Source organism: Kitasatospora sp. NPDC030952, assembly GCF_055571335.1.
Genome location: NZ_JBVIFM010000010.1, coordinates 202234 through 219972, shown reverse-complemented (window position 1 = coordinate 219972; position 17739 = coordinate 202234). Strand labels below are relative to the sequence as shown.

At 75.7% G+C, this 17739-nt stretch carries 10 protein-coding genes; 2 read left to right on the top strand and 8 right to left on the bottom strand.

Annotated elements, in window-relative coordinates; all coding sequences use genetic code 11:
* Positions 1-20 precede the first annotated feature (20 nt).
* The gene (locus ACZ47G_RS19720; RefSeq protein WP_465744298.1) at positions 21-1682 is read left to right on the top strand and encodes a 4Fe-4S binding protein; all 1662 of its coding nucleotides are present in this window, start codon (positions 21-23) and stop codon (positions 1680-1682) included.
* 241 nt (positions 1683-1923) lie between these two features.
* Here the strand turns inward: ACZ47G_RS19720 and ACZ47G_RS19715 are convergent, their stop codons facing one another.
* The 8 genes from ACZ47G_RS19715 to ACZ47G_RS19680 form a co-directional block, all read right to left on the bottom strand.
* The gene (locus ACZ47G_RS19715) at positions 1924-3069 is read right to left on the bottom strand and encodes an aromatic ring-hydroxylating oxygenase subunit alpha (RefSeq protein WP_465744296.1); all 1146 of its coding nucleotides are present in this window, start codon (positions 3067-3069) and stop codon (positions 1924-1926) included.
* Between the two features lie 8 nt (positions 3070-3077).
* Positions 3078-3932: a class I SAM-dependent methyltransferase gene (locus ACZ47G_RS19710; RefSeq protein ID WP_465744294.1), complete on the bottom strand. Its 855-nt coding sequence runs from the start codon at positions 3930-3932 to the stop codon at positions 3078-3080.
* Between the two features lie 190 nt (positions 3933-4122).
* Positions 4123-6705, bottom strand: a complete 2583-nt coding sequence (locus tag ACZ47G_RS19705; RefSeq protein ID WP_465744292.1) for an ABC transporter permease — start codon at positions 6703-6705, stop codon at positions 4123-4125.
* Positions 6699-7532: an ABC transporter ATP-binding protein gene (locus ACZ47G_RS19700; protein WP_465744290.1), complete on the bottom strand. Its 834-nt coding sequence runs from the start codon at positions 7530-7532 to the stop codon at positions 6699-6701. The genes ACZ47G_RS19705 and ACZ47G_RS19700 overlap by 7 nt, the downstream gene beginning before the upstream one ends.
* Before the next feature lie 130 nt (positions 7533-7662).
* On the bottom strand, positions 7663-12396 hold the full coding sequence (locus tag ACZ47G_RS19695; RefSeq protein ID WP_465744288.1) for a DNA repair ATPase: 4734 nt from the start codon (positions 12394-12396) through the stop codon (positions 7663-7665).
* Positions 12397-12420: 24 nt separating this feature from the next.
* A complete protein-coding gene (locus tag ACZ47G_RS19690; protein ID WP_465744286.1) occupies positions 12421-14442 on the bottom strand; it encodes a flotillin family protein in 2022 nt (673 codons plus the stop codon).
* Positions 14443-14507: 65 nt separating this feature from the next.
* Positions 14508-15287 carry a hypothetical protein gene (locus tag ACZ47G_RS19685; protein WP_465744284.1) on the bottom strand — a complete coding sequence of 260 codons (780 nt, stop codon included), beginning with the start codon at positions 15285-15287 and terminating at the stop codon, positions 14508-14510.
* A 290-nt stretch (positions 15288-15577) separates the two neighbouring features.
* Positions 15578-16705 carry a PucR family transcriptional regulator gene (locus tag ACZ47G_RS19680; protein ID WP_465744282.1) on the bottom strand — a complete coding sequence of 376 codons (1128 nt, stop codon included), beginning with the start codon at positions 16703-16705 and terminating at the stop codon, positions 15578-15580.
* 250 nt (positions 16706-16955) lie between these two features.
* Between ACZ47G_RS19680 and ACZ47G_RS19675 the strand changes: the two genes are divergently transcribed.
* Positions 16956-17717 carry a tyrosine-protein phosphatase gene (locus ACZ47G_RS19675; protein ID WP_465744280.1) on the top strand — a complete coding sequence of 254 codons (762 nt, stop codon included), beginning with the start codon at positions 16956-16958 and terminating at the stop codon, positions 17715-17717.
* The last annotated feature ends 22 nt before the right edge of the window (positions 17718-17739 follow it).

Sequence of the window (17739 nt, the reverse complement as noted above, 5' to 3'; positions counted from 1 at the left end):
ACGAGGACTCACCCCCGGCCATGGCCTACGCGATCACCCGGACCTGCTGCAACGACGCCTCGTGCGTGTCCGTCTGCCCGGTCAACTGCATCCACCCGACCCCGGACGAACCGGAGTTCGGCACCACCGACCTGCTGTACATCGACCCGCAGGCGTGCATCGACTGCGGCGCCTGCGCGGACGCCTGCCCGGTCGACGCGGTGTTCCCGGTCGACCGGCTGCGCGGGCCGGACGTCGTCTTCGGCGACCTCAACCGCGACTGGTACCGCGACCACCCCAACGACCACGCCTGGGGCGCGCCCAGCTTCCCGCGCAGTCTGCCGGGCGAGGTGGGCACCCTGCGGATCGCCGTGGTCGGCACCGGGCCCTCCGCCGGGTACACCGCGCAGGAGCTGCTGCGCTGCACCGGCGCCGAACTCACCATGATCGACCGGCTGCCGGTCACCGGCGGCCTGCTGCGGCACGGCGTCGCGCCCGACCACCAGTCCACCAAGCGGATCGCGGAGAGCTTCGCGAGCGTCTTCCACGACCCGCGGCTGCGGATGCACCTCAACCTGGAGGTCGGCACCGACGTCAGCCACCGGGAACTGGTCGCGCACCACCACGCGGTGGTCTACGCGGTCGGCGCGGCCGCCGACCGGCGGCTCGGCGTGCCCGGCGAGGACCTGCCCGGCAGCGTGCCCGCGACCTCCTTCGTCGGCTGGTACAACGCCGACCCGACGGTGCCGGCCGACGCCGTGGAACTGTCCGCCGAGCGGGTGGTGGTGGTCGGCAACGGCAACGTCGCGGTGGACATCGCCCGCATCCTGCTCACCGACCCGGACCGGCTCGCCGTCACCGACATCGCCGACCACGCCCTGGCCGCGCTGCGACGCAGCCGGGTGCGGGAGGTCGTGCTGCTGGCCCGGCGCGGGCCCGAGCAGGCCGCCTGGAGCACCCCCGAGTTCCTGGCGCTGCGCCGACTGCCGGGCGTCGAGCTGGTGGTCGAGGACCACCCGCGGGTGCGGGCCGCGATCGAGGCGGCCGCACCGGACTCCCGGGCCGCGCTGCTCGCCGACCTGCCGCTGGTGCGCCACGACGCGGCCGCGGCACCCGGGCCGGGGCGGCGGATCGTGCTGCGCTTCCTGTCGACGCCGGTCGAGCTGGCCGGGGAGCGGGGCCGGGTCTCGGGGCTGACCGTCGAGCGGACGATGCTGACCGGGGAAGGTGAGCCCGGCGGTTCGACGGGGGAGCGCGAGACCCTGCGCGCCGGACTGGTGGTGCGCTCCATCGGGCACCGGGGCGTGCCGGTGCCCGGACTGCCGTTCGACGAGCGGACCGGGACGGTCGCCCAACGCGGCGGACGGGTGGTCGACCCGGCCACCGGCCGGGCGCTGCCCGGCGCGTACGTGGTCGGCTGGGCCAAGCGCGGGCCGTCCGGCGGGATCGGCGCCAACCGGGCCTGCGCGCGGGAGACGGTGGACGCCCTGATGGACGACGCGGAGGCCCGGGCGCTGCCGGTGCCCACGGCGGGACAGGCGGAGTTCGAGCGGCTGGTGCGGCAGCGCCGGCCGGACGCGGTGGGGCTGCGGGAACTGCGCGCGGTGGACCGGGCGGAGCGCGAGCGGGGCGCGGCGCAGGGGCGGCCACGGGTGAAGCTGGCGACGGTCGCGGAGCTGCTGGCGGCGGGCCGGCGGCGCTGAGGCGGGGCTTCAGTGTGTCGGACGGCCCGCGTGGGGTGGACGCGCGGGCCGTCCGGTTGACGCGGCCGTGACCCGGGGCCCCTGGGGCGCGTTGGGCGGATGTGAGCAGTTTTGGGGTGATGCCGGCTTCCTGGCTTTGGCCGGCCGAAGAAACGATCCTGCCAGGCGCGGGGCGCCCTCCGGAACCTGGCCCTGGCCCGGAACCGGAACCGGACCCGGTGCCCGACCCCGGGGTGCCCATCTACGCCGAACTGGCCCGCCGCTGGCAGTCGGAGGGGCGGACGGTGCCCGGGCTGCCCGACCCCGTCTGGGAGTCGCTGGCCGCCCCCGCACCGTCTCCGGCCTCGATGCCCTCGGCGCCCTCGATGCCAGCGACGCCCTCGATGCCCTCGGCGCCCTCGATCCCGGCGGCGCCCGCGACGCCCTCGATCCCGGCGACGCCCTCCGGATAGAACTGCCGCGCCCAGCGCCGGAACAGCCCGATCGAGCGCTCCCCGGGCACGAGCCGCGGCTGCGCCAGGTACCGCTTGTGCGCCAGCACCGGCCGGTCCTGCTTGATGATCCGCACCGCGGCCCGCAGCGCCACCCAGGAGGCGGCCCGGTCCACGGCCCTCGCCGACCCGACCCCCGGCACCGGCACGGTGCTGGTCACGGCGAAGCGCACCAGGGTGCGCCAGGGCGCGAGCGGCGTCGGCAGCACCCACACCCGCAGCGTGCTGCCCAGTTCCGGCAGTTCGGCGGTCAGCCGCATCAGCCCCAGCCCGGCCAGCACCACCGGCTGCTCCAGGCTCACCGCGCCCAGCCCGGGGAACCGGGTGGTGGTGCGCTGGTGGACGGTGAACAGCGGGCCGTCCGGCTCCGGCGGCGCCGTCTCCCGGGTGTCCAGGCCGTGCAGCACCGCCACGTGCCGGAAGTCCACGCTGTTCTCCAGCACCTCCTGCGGATGCGAGAGCACCTCCCCGCTCCACCAGGCCAGCGGCCGTACACCGACCGCCGGCGGCAGCTCCCAGCCGGGCGCGGCACCGTCCGGCCCGCCCCGCCAGACGAACAACGCGCTGTCCCGTTCGACCAGTCGGCGCTTCGTCAGTTCACCCCGGAACCGGGTGCCGTCCGGCGAGCCGGTGCAGGAGCCGTCCGGGGCGAAGGCGAAACCGTGGAACGGGCAGACCAACTCCTCACCCCGGACCCGCCCGCCCGCGCCGAAGTGCGCGCCCAGGTGAGGGCAGTGCGGCCCGATCGCGCGCACCGCGCCCCGCTGCGTCCGGTACAGCACCACGTCCTCGCCCATCAGCCGGGCCGTGCGCACCCGGCCGGGCGGCAGGTCGCGGGCCCGGCCGACGCAGAACCAGCCGCTCGGGTACGGCAGCGGGGCGGAGTGCTCGTCCATGACGGTGGTCACCTCGAAGGCTTGACGGCGGTGTGAACGTACCAAACGACGTACTCGCGGATGGCGTACATCTCCACCGTGGAGCGGAGGTTGAGCCACTTCGCCGGATCGCCGCAGCGGCGCAGCAGCTCCCACGGAACGCGGAAGCAGGCGTGTACGGCCTCGGTGAACGGCCGGTAGTACGCGGTCGCGTCCAGCGCCTCCTCGACCTCGAAGCCGGCCTCGGTGAGCAGCCGCGGCAGGTTGCCCGCGTGGTAGAACCGGGCGCCGTTCATCGACATCGCGTCCAGGTACGGTTCGAGCAACTCGCCTGCGGCTGACGGGAGTTCCTCCAGCGGGCCGGGGGCCATCGGGCCGAGCAGCACCAGTCGCCCGCCCGGGCGCAGCACTCGGTGGAACTCGGCCAGGGCGCGGGCCGGGCGGTAGGAGTGGACCAGCGTCTCCATCGAGTACGCCCCGTCGAACTCCTCGTCACCGAAGGGCAGTTCGTGGTAGTCGGCCCAGGAGAAGGCGGTTCGTCCGTCCAGCGCGGCCCGGGCGCTCAGCCGGCGGGCCTCGCTGAGGTGGAAGTCCAGCACGTCGACCCCGGTGACCATCAGCCCGAACCGCGCCGCCATCGCCCGCGCCACCACCCCCGCCCCGCAACCCGCGTCCAGCACCCGCGCGCCCACCGGCAGCGCCAGCTTGCGCCCGAGCACGTCCTCCAACTGCCGCTGGGCCCGCCACAGCCGCCACTTCGACTGCCCAGGCTCCGTCCACCCCCAGTGCCGGGCGTTGCGCCCCACCCGGCGGTAGAACCACCGGCTCCCCGGCCGCCCGTACACCCGGCGCAGCCCGGTGAGATCGAGTTCCTGAACGCCCATGCGGGAACGCTAGCCGCGCACCCGCTCCCCTTCCCGGTGCCGCCACGCGCGACTGGGCCGCCGGAACGGATCGTGCGCTCGTCGGACGGGGTGACCATCCGACCGGGGCCTCCCGCGGCCGCGCACGATCAGCGCACGGTCAGCCCCATCGCCGCGCCGATCCGGGAGGAGGATCGGGTGCGCGACCGGTTCAGGCCGCGCCCGCCGCGGCGCGCGGGAGGGGCTGCCCGTCCCGGCCGCGCAGGGCCAGGGCCGTCGGGAGCACCGCCGCCGTCAGGGCGATCGCCGCGCAGGCGGCGGCGAGTGCGCCCATCGCCGTCCAGGGCACCATCGCGGGGGTCGGGCCGACCAGGGCGGTCAGCGCGGCCCAGGAGCCGCCGACGCTGATGGCGGTGCCGAGCACGCCGAGCAGGGTGCCGGCGGCCACGCACATCAGGGTCTCCACGGCGACGGTGCGCAGCACCTGGCCCCGGGTGGCGCCGGCCAGGCGGAGCAGGGCGAGCTCCGGCCGGCGGTCGCTGACCGTCATCACCAGGGAGTTGGCCAGGGCGATCGCCGCGTAGCCGATGGCCAGGCCGAGGATCATCAACAGGGCGTCCCAGGCGGCCTGTTCGGTGCTGTCGGAGGCGGCCGACCAGACCTCCTCGGGGGTGCTGAGCCGGGCGCCCAGCCCGGTCACGGCGGTCCGCAGCGCGGCGGCGGCCTGCTGGGGGTCGGTGCCGGGCAGCACCCGCAGGTCGATCCGGCCGGCGAGGGCCGGGCCGCCGACGCCGCCGGGGCCGTTGACGCCGGTGGTGACGGCGTCCGGGCCGGTCACCCAGGCCTGGACGGTCTCGGCGCCGCTGCCGAGCAGGGCGGCGACCCGGAGGTTCCGGGGGGTGCCGTCGGCCAGCCGGACCGCGACCTGCCCGCCGACCCGGGGCGAGCCCGGCCAGGTGCGGCTGAGCGCGACCGAGCCGGGGCCGAGGTCGGCGAGCGAGCCCGCGACCACCGGCAGCCGGTCGACCTCGGCCAGTGCGGCCGGGTCCGCCGTGGCGGCGCTGAGCGGCACCAGGGCCTGGCCGGTCGGGTCGACGGCCATCAGTGAGGTCGGGGTGATGACCAGCGCCCGCACCCCGGGGACGGCCTGGACCCGCTCCACCACGGCCGAGTTCAGCCCGGGGGTGCCGGCCGGGCTGACCACCAGGTCGGCGGCGGACAGCTGGTGGCGGACCTCGCTGACCTGCGCGCGGTTGATGGTGTCGATGCTGCCGAGCAGGCACCCGGTGAAGGCGATCACCAGCACCACCGGGGTGGTGGTCGCCGCGGTGCGCCGGAAGGCGGTCAGCGAGCTCTGCCGGGCGGTGGCCCAGACGATGCCGCCGGCCTCCTCGGCGGGGCGCCCGCGCAGCCGGCCCACCAGTGCGGGCAGTGCGGTCAGCAGCCGGATCGCCGGCCCGGCCAGGACGGCCGCGAGCAGCACGCAGCCGGCCACGACGGCCAGCAGCAGGGCCAGCGAGTCGGCGGCGTTGGCCGCCGCGTCCGGCCAGGTGCGGGCCGTCAGCACCAGGGCGACGATGCCGCCGCCCAGTACCACCAGGCCGCTCACCCAGCGGAACACCAGCGCGCCGCGCGAGCGCCGCTCCACGTCCGCGTCCGCGAGCGCCTCGCCGGGGCTGATCAGCCCGGCCCTGAGCGAGGAGATCAGCACGCCGCCGATCGCGGTCAGCAGCCCGACGGCGCCCGCGACCAGCAGCCCCCACCAGGTGACCGGGACGGTGAACTCGGCGGGCACCATGCCGTGGTCGACCAGCCAGCGGCCGGCCGGCGCCGCCCCGGCCGCGCCCAGTCCGCACCCGGCGGCGGAGGCCAGCACGCCGACCACCAGCGCCTCCCGGTTGACCAGGGTGCGCAGTTGCCGACGGGTGGCGCCGATCAGCCGCAGCAGCGCGAGTTCGCGGCGGCGCTGGGCGATGGACAGCGCGAAGGTGCCGGCCACCACGAACACGGCGGTGCCGCTGGAGACCGCGGCGGACAGGCCGAGCGGGGTCTGCACGTCGTCCAGCCGGCTGCTGACCTCGGCGTGGTGCGGGTCGACCTGGCCGCGCTCGGCGCCGGTGAGCACCCGGGCGACGCTCGCGCCGCCGGCCACGTCGACGGCCCGGCGCACCGCGTCGACGGGGCCGAAGGCGGCCAGCACGCCGACGGCGGGGCAGTAGCGGGCGGCCTGGGCGTCGGTGAAGAAGACGGCGTGCTCGAAGGCCTCGGCCGCGGTGACGCCGGAGACCGTCGCGGTGTGCGGGCCGTCGGCGGTGACGTACCGGACCTGCCGGCCGACCAGCTCCGGGCTCCCGCCGCCGATCACGACCTGGTCGTCGGCCGCGGGGGCGGTGCCGGCGGTGAGCCGGTAGCCGCCCAGGGCCGCGCCGGACCAGGCGCGTCCGACCTGGCCGCGCGGGCCGTCGGCGAGCTGGGCGTAGAAGGTGTGGTCGGCGACGGTCGGGCCGGTCGCGGCGACGGCGGTGATCAGGGCGGCGGGCAGGCCCGGCTGGGCGGGGACCGGGGTGGGCTGGGGGTCGCCGCCGCTCGCGGGGGTGAAGTCCACGTTCAGGTCGGCGGTCACCAGGACCGGGGCCTGGGAGAAGCGCTGACGGCCCTGGTCGGGGACGTCGGCGGTGGCGGCGATGACCAGCAGCGAGGTGGCCATCAGGGCGACGCCGCAGGCCAGCGCGATGAAGCTGCCGATGAACGAGGCCCAGCGGAGCCGGACGGAGGCGAGCGCGAGGGTCAGCATGCGACGGCCTCCAGCGAACCGGCGTCCAGGGAGTCGGCGTCCAGCGAACCGGCCGCCGGCGAATCGGCGTCCAGCGCGTCGGCCGCCGGCGCACCGGCCTCCAGCGCGGTCATCCGGGCTGCGACCTGCTCGGCGGTGGGCCGCTCCAGCGAGCCCGCCAGTCGACCGTCCCGGAGGAAGAGCACCCGGTCCGCGTAGGAGGCGGCGACCGGATCGTGGGTGACCATGACCACCGCCCGGCCCGGGTCGTCGGCCGTCCCGCGCAGCAGGGCGAGCACCTCGCGGCCACTGGTGGAGTCCAGCGCGCCGGTCGGCTCGTCGGCGAGCAGCACGGCGGGGCGGGCGAACAGCGCCCGGGCGATGGCGACCCGCTGCTGCTGCCCGCCGGACAGCTCGGCCGGTCGGTGCCCGGCCCGGTCGGCGAGGCCCACGGCGGCCAGTGCGGCGGTCACCTCGGCCGGCGCGGGGCGGCGGCCGGAGAGCCGGGCCGGGAGCGCGACGTTCTGGGCCGCGGTCAGCGCGGGCAGCAGGTTGAAGGACTGGAAGACGAAGCCGATCCGCTCCCGGCGCAGCACGGTCAGCTCCTTGTCGCGCAGCCCGCCGAGGACGGTGCCGTCGACCCGCACTTCGCCGCCGTCGATGGCCTCCAGACCGGCCGCCGACCGCAGCAGGGTCGACTTGCCGGAGCCGGAGGGCCCCATGACGGCGGTGAAGGTGCCGAACGGGAACCCGATGGTCACGTCGTCGAGGCCGATGACGGGTTCGGGCCCGCGCCGGTAGGTCCGGCGGACGGAGCGGAGTTCGACGGCGAGGTCGGTGGCGTTCATGATCCCCATCCCACCGTCCGGGGCGGGGGTGGCTCAATGGCCAGGGGTTCACTTCCGGGGGTGTAGCTGGCTACACCCCCCCCGCGCCACCTGCGCCTCGGCCGCACCCCCTCGGACCACCCGGCCTCGGCTACACCCCCTCGCGCCACCTGCGCTTCAGCTGCTCCCAGCGCGCCGACTGCTCCGGCGTCAGGGCGCCGCGCAGCTCCGCCAGCTTCAGCAGCTGGGCCTCGGCCTCGGCGCCGAGCGGCTGGGCCTCGGCCCGGTAGTGGTCGGTGAGCAGGGCGTCGAGTTCCGGCCGGGTGAGGGCGGGGTCGAGGCGCTGGGCGAGCTTGGCCATGTTGCGGTAGGAGCCCTGGAGCAGGAACGGCGGCTCGGTGCGGGCGCGGTCGTCCTGGGCGGCGGAGGCGAGGTAGGCGCGGTTGACGGCCAGCACGGTGCCGCGCAGGTGGAGCAGTCCGGCCAGTACGGCGGTCATCCGCTCGGCCTCGGCGGCCGGCCAGGCGCCGGCCAGGGTGCCGCCGGGGGTGCCGGAGGCGCGGGCGAGCAGGGTGTCCAGGTCGGCGCGTTCGGCGGTGGCCAGCGGGGCCAGGTGGGGGCTGGCGGGCAGGGCGTTCTCGACGAAGCTGAGGGCGAAGAGGTCCTCCCGACCGGCCACCGCGTCGCCGAGGTTCCAGACGTCGGCGCGGTAGGCGAGCATGTCGGGCAGCCGGAAGAGCCGGCCGGACTCGGTGTACGGGTTGGCGGCCATCACCACGGCGAAGCGCTTGCCGCGCAGGTCCCACTCACGGGCCTCGCCGTCCTGGACGCCGTCGATCCGGCGCTGGGCGTCGCAGAGCGGGATGAAGCGCTGCAGGAACTCGGGCGAGGTGTGCTGGACGTCGTCCAGGTAGAGCAGCACGTTGTCGCCCGCGTGCAGGGCGAAGTTGAGCTTCTCCAGCTCGCGCCGGGAGGTGGCGTCGGGGGCCTCGGCCGGGTCCAGTGAGGTCACCCGGTGGCCGAGGGCGGGGCCGCTGACCGAGACCAGCAGCAGGCCGAGCCGCTCGGCGAGGTACTCGACCAGGGTGGTCTTGCCGTAGCCGGGCGGGGAGACCAGCAGCAGCAGGCCGCTGCGGTCCACCGGCCCGCCGGTGTCGGCGGTGCCGAGCTGCTTGGCGAGGTTGTCGCCGATCAGCGGCAGGTACACCTGGTCGATCAGCCGGTTGCGGACGAAGCCGTTGAGCGGCGCGGGCCGGTACTGGTCGAGCCGCAGCCGGGCGTGCTCGGCGGTCAGCAGTTCGCCGCGCAGCCGTTGGTAGGCGCGCTGGCCGGGGGCGTCGACCCGCTCGAACTCGCGGACTCGGGAGAGCAGTTCGTCCAGTCGAAGGTCGAGTGACCCGCCGGTCAGCCGGGGGTGGTCGCCGAGCAGTCCGGTCAGCCGGGTGCCGACGGCGCCCTCGGCGGGGCGGCGCGGCAGGGCTGGGCAGAGCAGCACGGCGGCGGCCTCGGCGCGGTCGCCCGGGTCGGCGTCGCCGGCGGCCGACTCCAGCCAGGTGGCGGCCAGTTGGCGCCGTGCCGGGAGCAGCGAAGGGTCCTCGGGGAGGGCGGCCAGGGCCTGGGTCAGCCCGGCGGACTCGGGGGCGGCGTGGAACTTCTCCAGCAGCGCGCCGGCCCCGGCCGAGTGGGCGAAGCTCGGTGCGGCGGCGGCGAGTTCGGCCACCAGGTAGTCGCCAGCGCCGACCGCGCCGGGGGTGAACTCCGCTACGGCTGCGGAGAGTTCGCGAGCCAACTCGGTCAGCACCGGGACGGTTCCGCCGTACGCCTGCCGGGCGAGGCCGAGCGAGCGGGCACGGGTGTGCCAGACCAGCCGCTGCCGGTCGTCGGTGCCGTGCGCCCAGTACAGCTGGGCGGCCGCCCGGGCCTCCGCCGGGTGGCGCAACAGGCCTGCCTCGGCGTCGAGTTCGAGCAGGGCGCGGAGCACCAGCGCCGCATCGTGGTCGTGCACCCCGCGCTGGTAGCCCTCGTCCGGTCGCTGTTCGGCGGCCCGGCGGACGTACTCCAGGAGGTCCGCGTCGGAGGACAGCGAGCCCGCGTCGAAGGACAGCGCGCCCGGTTCGGCGGCCAGCAGCAGGCTGGCGGCCAGGTACTCGGCCCGGTAGAGCGCGGGTGTCTCGGAGGGCAGCGGGCGGGACCAGTAGCGCTCGGTGGCGGCGAAGGCCGGGTCGGTGACGGGGGCGCGGTAGCCGGTGCCGGTGAGGGTGAAGGCGGGGCGGCCGTGCCAGGGCAGCAGGGTGAGTTCGGGGCGCTGGGTGGTGACGGTGAACAGGTGGCGGCCGAGCCGCAGGGTGCCGGGGCCGTCCCCGGCGAGTTCGGCGCGGTCGCGCAGGGCGCGGTGGGCGCGGCCGCGGGCGGCGCGGAGCCGTCCGGTCAGCTCCTCGGCCCGGACGGTGTCGCCGAGTTCGGTCAACCGGCCGGCGAGGTCGCGGAGTTTGACGGCGGTCGGGTCGGCGGCCAGGGCGGCGTCGATCTCGGCGGCGGTGCCGAGGGCGGCGAGGCGCCGGTGCAGGGTGTCGAGGATGCGCTCGGCGGAGGCGGCCAGTCGGTCGGCGCGGCCGGCCCGCTCCTCCAGCAGGTGCTGGCGGCGGGCGGTGAGCGCGTCGTGGATCTCGGTGCGGCGTTCGGCGAGCTGTTCGCCGAGTGAGGGGTCGGCGTCGGCGAAGCGGGTCTCCAGCTGCTCGATCCGCAGCAGCAGTCGGCCGAGCCGGTCGTCGCAGGCCTCGGGGGTGTCGGCGGCGGCGAGGGCCGCGGTGACGGCCTGGGCGAGCAGCGCCGTCTCGGCGGCGAACTCGGCGGCGGCCTCGCGGGTGCGCAGTTCCCGGCGGCGGACGGTCAGTGTGGAGCGGCCCCGGTTGAGCAGCCCGAGCACGTCGGCGAGCCGGTCCAGGATCGCGGTGCGGGTGGTGGCGTCGGCCAGGTCGAGGGTGCCGACCAGCTCCGAGACGGTCTGCAGTGCCTCGCTCTGCTCGGCCAGTCGGGCGGACAGCGGCTCCGCCTCGGCGGCGGTGGTGATGCCCGCGCAGCGCTCGGCGAGTTCGCCGGCCCGGTGCCGGTGCGGCTCGAAGGCCGCGGGTTCGGCGAGCTGGCCGACGGCCCGGCCGGCGGCCTCGGCCAGCCCCTCGGCGAGGTGTGCGGAGAGTGCGTCGATCCGCTGGGGGTCGGCCCGGGGCAGGTCGCGCAGTGCCTCCACCCGGCCCTGGGCGCGGCGCAGGGCGGCCAGCCGGTCGACCCACTCGGCGGCGTCGGCGAGGGTCTCGCCGCGCGCGGTGCGCAGCAGGCCCTCGACGTGCTCGGCGGTCTCCTCGGTGCGGGCCGCGGCGTGCGCGGTGAGCTGGGCGATCGCCTCGTACTCGGCGATCACCTGCCGGGTGGTGTCGCGGATCCCGGCGAGCGGCGCGGCGAGGTCGCCGAGGCCGTCCTGGCCGAGCCAGTGGTGCCGGTCGGCGGTGCGGGCGCAGGCGGCGAGCACGGCCCGGTGCCCGGCCGGGGTGTCGGCGCCGGCGGCGGCCAGCCGGGCGAGGGCCAGGCAGTCGGCCAGGCCGCGGACCAGGTCGGCGTTGCCGATCCGGGCCAACGGGCCGGTGCCGGGCGGCTGTTCGGCGGCGTGCCGTTCGCTGGTGAACGGGCTCTGCCACAGCTGGACGGGGTGCAGCCGGGTGGGGCCGTCCTCGGCGGGGCGCAGCGCGATCAGGGTGCCGTCGTCGAGCAGCGCGTAGCCCTGGCAGGCGAGCGGGGTGGCGGCCTCCTGGCGGACGGAGTTGTACGGCTGGAGCAGCGCGTGCCCGTCGGTGGTGGAGCGGAACTCGTAGAGCACGTCCTCGCCGTTGGGGGAGAGGACGGTGCGCTCGTAGGCCAGGCCGTCCACCGGCTGGTCGAAGGTGCGCACGGTGCCGTCGGCGAGGTGGCAGCCGCCGGGGAAGGCGACGCCCTGGTCGGCGGGCAGTCGCAGGCAGGCCCGGCCGAGGGCGTCGATCCGGGTGACCTTGCCGGTGGGCAGGTGGACCACCAGGTGCCGGACGGTCTCCTCCTGGTACGGGCGCACCCGCACCAGCAGCAGGGTGGCGAGCCGGGCGTGGGCGATCTGGGCGTCGGCGAGGGTCTGCAGGGCCTCGGCGAGCGGCTCGTGGTGCAGTTCGCGGCCGTCGGGGGTGGTGAGGGTGAGCCGCCCGCCGTCCACGCCGAGGTGGACCTCCCCGGCGAGGTCGGCGCGCGGTGCGCTGCCGGGGGCGGCGGGCAGCTGGTCGTCGCGGGTGAGCGGCGTCCAGTCGAGCTGCTGGCCGTCGGCCGGGGTGTGGTCGCGTTCGCCGCGCCCGTCCTGGTAGTCGGCCCGGTCCTCGTCCAGGCGCCAGCGCAGCACCCGGACGTCGGCGGCGGCGGGGCCGGTGCGGAAGACGGCGAGCAGCCGGCCGCCGACCGGGCGCAGCCGTTCCAGCCGGGCGTCGCGGAAGTAGCGGCGCAGGTCGGCGAGGTCCTGGCGCAGCCGGGGGTCGTCCAGCAGGGCGCCGCCGGTGGGGGAGAGGTCGTCGGGCCGGTAGAGGCCGAGGACGTCGGTGAAGTCCTCGGCGCCGTCCAGTACTTCGGCCGGCCGGGTGCCGAGCAGCAGCCGGCCGCCGACGGCGGTGAGGTCCTGCGGCAGGCAGGGCCGGGCGGTGGTGAGCCGCCCGGTGCCGGTGAGCCGGAGCTCCCCGCCGCCGAACTCCTCGACCCGTCGGGCGTTCAACGCCTGTGCGCGGTCGGTGAGTTCGGCGGCGAACCGGGCGAGCCGGCGGCGCAGGACCTCGTAGCTGCCGGTGTCGGGCCGGGCGTCGTCGAGGGCTTCCACGGTCACGTTCCCCAGGTGCTCGGCGGGTGGCTACTTGCTGCCGTTCAGGGAGGCGCCGGCCAGCGCCCCGATCGGGGTCTCGGCGATCCCCAGCTTCTTGGCGGAGTCCAGCAGTTGGCGCAGCTGCCCGGCCTGCTCGCCGCCGCCGCCGATCAGCTTGAGCAGCAGCGCGGACACCGTGAGGTTCTGCACGTCCGCGGTGGACACCGAGGACAGCACCCGGGTGAGGTCCTCGGTGAAGCCGGCCCGGCCGTCCAGCCAGGGCCCGGCCAGGGCCTGGGCGGTCTGCGAGTGGCCGACGAAGGCGTCCACGCTCTTGCCGGCCGTCACCGACCGCACCAGCTTGTCGAAGAACACCGAGTCGCCGCCGACGATGTCGATCTTCGCCTTCTCCAGTCCGGTCGCGACCAGCGCGGCCTGGGCCTCGGCGATCTGCCGCTGCGTCTCCAGCCCGGCGAGCCGGACGTCCTTCTCGGCGGCCAGCCGCAGCCGGTACTCCTCGTGCCCGCGCGAGGCCTCGTCCAGCTTGGCCATCGCCGCGGCCTTCTCGGTCAGGCCCTCGGCCTCCGCCTTCAGCTTGGCGCCGACCTCCAGCGCGGCCGCCTTGGCCTTCTCGGCCTGGACGACGGCCTCGGCGCGGCCGACCTTCTCCACCGCCGCGGCCTCCTGCTCCCGCACCTGGACCCGGGCCAGCCCCTCGGCGGCGGCCTCCGCCCGGACGCCCTCGGCCAGCTTGACCTTGGCGGCGGCGTCCAGCTCGGCGGCCTGCTGCCGGGCCTCGGCCAGCACCAGCGACTCGCGGGCCTTGTGCGAGGCGGCCTGCTCGGCGGCCTCGGCGGCCTTGATGTCCTTGACGAGCCTCTCCTGCGCCTCCGCCTCGGCCTGGATGACGACGGCCTTGCGCACCCGCTCGGCCTCCTCGACGGCCCGCAGGGTCTTGACGGCCTCCTCCTGCTCGGCGACGGTGCGGTCGACCGCGACCCGCTCGCGGACCACGTCGGCGACCTCCCGGCGGCGCGACTCGACCTCCTTCTGCTTGGCCATGACGGCGAGTTCGGTCTCCCGCTCGCGGCCGACGACCTCCAGCAGCCGGTCCTTCTCGATCCGCTCGTTCTCCACCGCGATCACCCGCTCGCGGTTCTTCTGCGCCACCGCGACCTCGCGGGCCTGGTTCTCCCGCTGCACCCCGAGCAGTTCCTCGGTGCGCAGGAAGGCGGTCTGGGCGTTGAGCCGCTCCTCCTCCTGCACCCGGGCGATCACCGCGTCCTCCTTGGCCCGCAGGGTCTCGATCTCGCGGCGCTGGCGGATCTCGGCGTCGGCCTGGCGGCGTTCGAGCTCCAGGACGGTCTCCCGGGCGTCCACGTTCTGCCGGGTGATCTCCTTCTCCTCGGTGCGCTGGTACTCGTTGGTGCGCACGTGCTCGATCGCGGTCAGCTCGGTGATCTTGCGGATGCCCTGGGCGTCCAGGATGTTGTCGCTGTCCAGCTGGCTCATCGGGGTCTGTTCGAGGTGGTCGATGGCCGCGTCCTCGAGGGTGTAGCCGTTGAGGTCGGTGCCGATGACCGCGATGATCTGGTCCCGGAACTCGTGCCGGTGGGTGTAGAGGTCGGTGAAGTCCAGCTGCTTGCCGACGGTCTTCAGCGCCTCGGCGAACTTCGCCGCGAAGAAGTCCTGGATCGCCTGCGGGTCGGAGGCCCGGGCGGTGCCGATCGACTGCGCGACCTTGACGACGTCCTCGACGGTCTTGTTCACCCGGACGAAGAAGGAGATCCGGATGTCCGCCCGGATGTTGTCCCGGCAGATCAGGCCGTCCCGGCCGGCCCGGTGGATCTCCACCGTCTTCGCCGTGATGTCCATCAGCTCGGCCTTGTGCAGGATCGGCAGGACGATCGCGCCGGTGAAGGTGACGTCCACGCTCCTGGTCCGGGAGACGATCAGTGCCTTGCCCTGCTCGACCTTCTGGAACAGGCGGCCCACGAAGAGCAGCGCGGCGAGCAGGATGAGGAGCACGACGGCGATGAGTACGCCGAAACCCACGGCGATGGTGTCCATCACGGAGTCCTTTGACGGAGATGGTGGTGCGAAGTGGTTGTGGTCGGAGAAGAACTGACGTGACGTCAGAGACCTGGTGGGGACGGGTCGAACGGTGCGACCAGGAAGTGCTCGCGGTCCGCGTCGTAGTCGTAGATCAGCGCGGTGCGCCCGGCCGTCAATCCCGGCTCGGCGTCCGGGGTGCGGACCTGCACGGTCGCGGTGGAGCCGTCCTCGGCGGTCACCTCGGCCTGTCCGAAGTCGGCCGTTACCCGGCCGGTGCGGATCACGCAGACCCGGCCGACGAAGTCCCCCCGGGTGATCGGCCGGTCCTGCGGGAACAGTCGCCGCAGCGGCCGGACGAGCACCCGGGTGCCCGCCCAGGAGGCGACCAGCGCGACGGCGAACACGCCGCCGCGCGCCGGTGCCCCCGAGGTCAGGACGGTGCCGGCCAGGCTGACGAACCAGGCGAGCGCGACCAGCAGCGACACCGCCACCGTCGCGGGTACCCCGCCCAGCCCCAGCGCGTCCAGCACGCCCCCGTGGTGGCCGGTGCCCTGCCCCCCGTGGGCACCGTCGTGGGCGTTCCCCCCGCCGGCACCGTGCCCGCCGGACGCCCCGTGGGCCACGTGCCCCCCGACACCGTGCCCCCCGGCACCGTGTCCGACGTGACCCACCGGGCCCACGTGCCCGGCGTGCCCGGCACCCAGGTGGTGCCCGACGCCGTGCCCCCCGTGCAGGGCGTCGAACCCCAGGCCGCCGATCAGCATCAGCAGCCAGTACCCGATGACCACCACCAGCGCGAAGCTGAACAGCGCCGTCGGAAAGGCCAGCGCGGCCGCGAAGAAGTCCCCCGTCCCGGCCATGCCCCCCGCCCTTCCCACGGCGCCGCACGTCGGCGCCGGGGAGATCATGGCAGCGGGGGAGGCGTCCGCACATTGCCAGGATCCGGCAATCTTTACGGCCTTTTGACACCCTGGTACGCGCGCTCGCCATGACATTGCGACAACCGGGCAACAGGACGGCCCCGGGCGGGTCATCCGCGGTTTGCCGATCTCTCCCGGTGGCCCTTCCGGTGGCCCTCCTGCGCCCCTCCCGGTGGCCTCTCCCGGCGGCCCTTCCGGCGTTCCTTCCCGGCAGTCGTCCCGGCCGCGGCCTACAGCGGCTGCTCCGGCCAGTTCAGCAGCCGCGCCCCCATCGCCGCCGTCTCCAGGGTGAAGCGCTGCAGGGCGTCCGCCGGGTCGTAGCCGGTGAGCGCCCTGATCCGCTCCAGCCGGTAGCCGAGGGTGCGCACGCTCAGCCCCAGCCGGCGCGCCGCCTCCGCGTTCACGTACGCCGCCTCCGCCTGCACCGCGATGGTGTCCAGCAGCGGACGGGCGCCGCCGCGCGCCTCGGTCAGCGGGCCGAGCACGCTGCGCACCAGGTCGGCCATCGCCGCCCGGTCGCGCATCAGCACCGGGAAGACCAGCAGCTCCTCGGCCTTCAGCAGGCGGCCCGGCAGGCCGAGCCGCCGGGCGTAGTCCAGGGCGTCCAGCGCCTCGTCGTAGCTGCGCAGCACCCCGCTGGCGCCCGAGTGCCGGCGCCCGGTCGCCACCCGCAGCACCGGGCGGTAGCCGGAGCCGGGGCGCAGTGTGAGGTCCGCGAAGGCCTCCAACACGGCCCGCTCGGAGTCCGGGGCGATGCACACCAGCCGGCCGTCCTTGCTGGCCAGCAGGACGTCCCGCTCGCCGAACCGCCCGGCCAGCTCCCGCTCCACCCGGTGCACCAGCGGATGGACGTCCGCGAACGGCTCCTCGCCCACCGCCACCGCCACCGTGTACGCGCCCGCCAGTCGCAGCCCGAACCGCTCCGCGCGCTCGGCGAGCAGCCCGAGGTCGGTGCGGCCGTGCAGCAGGTCGTCGATGAACTCCCGTCTGGCCGCCTCCTCCTGACGGACCGCCAGGCGCTGGGACCGCTCGTGCCCCTCGCCCAGTGCGGCCAGTGCGGCGTCGGTGGCGGCCAGCACCGCGTCGCCCATCCGGCGCAGCTCGCCGACGCTGGCGGCGGCGGTCGTCCCGGGCAGCGTCTGCCAGGCCCGCCGGGCCGCCGCCAGGCAGTGCGCGACCACCTCGCGCAGCCCGTAGCCGGCCTCGGCGCAGTGCTCGCCCAGCCGGCGCAGGCCCTCCAGCTCGTCCCGGCGCAGCAGGCGCCCGGTGCGGGAGACGTCGGCGAGCAGGTGGAGGTAGGCCTCGGCCAGCTCGGTGGGTATGTCGTGCTCGTGCTCGTTCTCGTTGGTGTCGTTCACCGCGCGCTGCCAACCCCCGTGTGGCCTGGATTTTCGGCGGTGAACCTTATCAGGATCCTTACGGTCGGGGGCCCCGCGCGCGGCCCCGGTCCGCCGTTCCGAGGTGCCCCGGCGGGGTGGGGGCGGAGGATGGAAGGGGCGCCGCGGGAGGCCGTGGCTTGCCCGGCACCCCGGTGAGGCGTTAGACATCTAGATGTCCTGTTGGACGTCCTGCTCCGCCCGGCGCGGCTCCCCCCGAAAGGCCACCCGCATGTCCCTGGTCAACTTCCGCGATCCCGCCGTCCTGAGCGACCCCGAGGGCCTGCGGATCCGCCCCGGTGTGCTGTACCGCTCTGCCCAGCCCTACCCGGCCGCCGACGAGGCCGTCGTCGCCCAGCTGCGCTCCTGCGACATCCGCACCGTCGTCGACCTGCGCGACCCCCGGGAGACGCGCCCCGACGACTGGGCCGCCGCCGAGGCCGCGGGCATAGCCGTGGTCGCCGCCCCGGTGAACCCGGCCACCGACGTCCTCACCGCCCGCATGGCGACCATGACCACCGCCGCCGACCTCGGCGAGTTCTACCTGCTGCTCGCCGAGTCCGCCCCCGAGGCCGTCGCCGCCGCCGTCGAGGCCGCCACCCGCCCCGGCGCCGTCCTGCTGCACTGCGCCGCCGGCAAGGACCGCACCGGCCTGCTCACCGCGCTGCTCCTCGACCTCCTCGGCGTCCCCGCCGAGCGCATCGTCGCCGACTACGCCCGCACCACCGACGCCCTCCCGCAGATCTTCGCCAACCTCGCCGAGCGCCACCGCACCGCCCTCAACGGCCAGGGCACCACCCGCGTCACCGACTCCGACGGCCGCACCCTCACCATCCCCGCCCCGCTGCTGGAGGCTCCCGCTGAGGCGATGACCGTCTTCCTCGGCCAGGTCCGCTCCCGCCACGGCGGCGCCGAGGCCTTCCTCCCCGCCTGCGGCGTCCCGGCCGCCACCCTCGGGGCCTTCCGCACCAAGGCGGCGGTCACCACGGCCTGAGCCGGTCCCGCCGCCCCGCGCG